The 753-nt window shown below is 69.5% G+C and carries 1 protein-coding gene and 1 pseudogene; both read right to left on the bottom strand.

Going from position 1 to position 753, the window contains the following annotated elements; translation table 11 throughout:
* A partial coding sequence (locus tag IH48_RS37285) for a hypothetical protein (RefSeq protein ID WP_037844009.1) occupies positions 1-483 on the bottom strand: 483 nt, incomplete at its 3' end.
* 13 nt (positions 484-496) lie between these two features.
* A pseudogene (locus IH48_RS37720) lies at positions 497-655 on the bottom strand (polyketide synthase dehydratase domain-containing protein); the annotation flags it as partial.
* Positions 656-753: the final 98 nt, after the last annotated feature.

Here is a 753-nt window from a genome sequence, read left to right as displayed (position 1 = left end):
GTTGCGGGTGCAGATGACCAGGCGGGTGGTGGTGAGGCGCTCGTCGGTCAGCCATTCCTGGAGCAGGGCGAGCAGGTGGTGCGTGGCCTGGTGCAGCTCTGTCATCGTGGTGAGGGGCTGGAAGACACAGGGCAACAGGACGGCCATCGGCATAGCGGCGTCGAGGGTTTCGGCGAGTGCCGCGATGCTGCTGTAGCGGGGGACGGGTGTGCCGACCGTCATCGTCTCGTCGGCATGGAGGGGGAAGCGCTCGGTGTCCAGCCAGGCCCAGTTCACACCGGCCGGGGCAGCGGGACCGGCCTCCGGAGACAGCGGGGCCCATCGGACCTGGAACAGGGTGTCCCGGACGGCCCTGGCGGTGTCGCTGAGCTGCTCGGCCGGCAAGGGCCGGAACGTGACCGCTTCGATCGACGCCACGGATGTTCCGCTGGAGTCGGCCGCCGCCAGTGCGAACGTGTCCTTGCCTGTCGCGGTGAACCGCACGCGCAGGGATGACCTCGGGGAGGGTGATGTCGGCGTAGGTGTGGTGGTTGTCGTGCCATGCGGCGGTGAGGCCCTGGAAGGTGGGGCCGTAGGTGTAGCCGTGTTCGGCGAGGAGGGGGTAGGCGTCGTCCACGTCGATCGCCGTGGCGTTGGCTGGTGGCCACACGGTCAGGTCGACCCTGGGGTCTGTTGGTGTGGTGTTGGTGAGGGTGGCGGTGGCGTGGGTGGTCCAGGGGGTGGTGTCGTCGGGTGTGGTGGTGTGGGGGCGGG

Origin of the sequence: Streptomyces sp. NRRL F-5126 (assembly GCF_000721265.1) — a bacterium.
GTDB lineage: Bacteria > Actinomycetota > Actinomycetes > Streptomycetales > Streptomycetaceae > Streptomyces.
The sequence above is the reverse complement of the archived record's forward strand: the minus strand, read 5'-3'. Positions and strand labels throughout refer to the sequence as shown.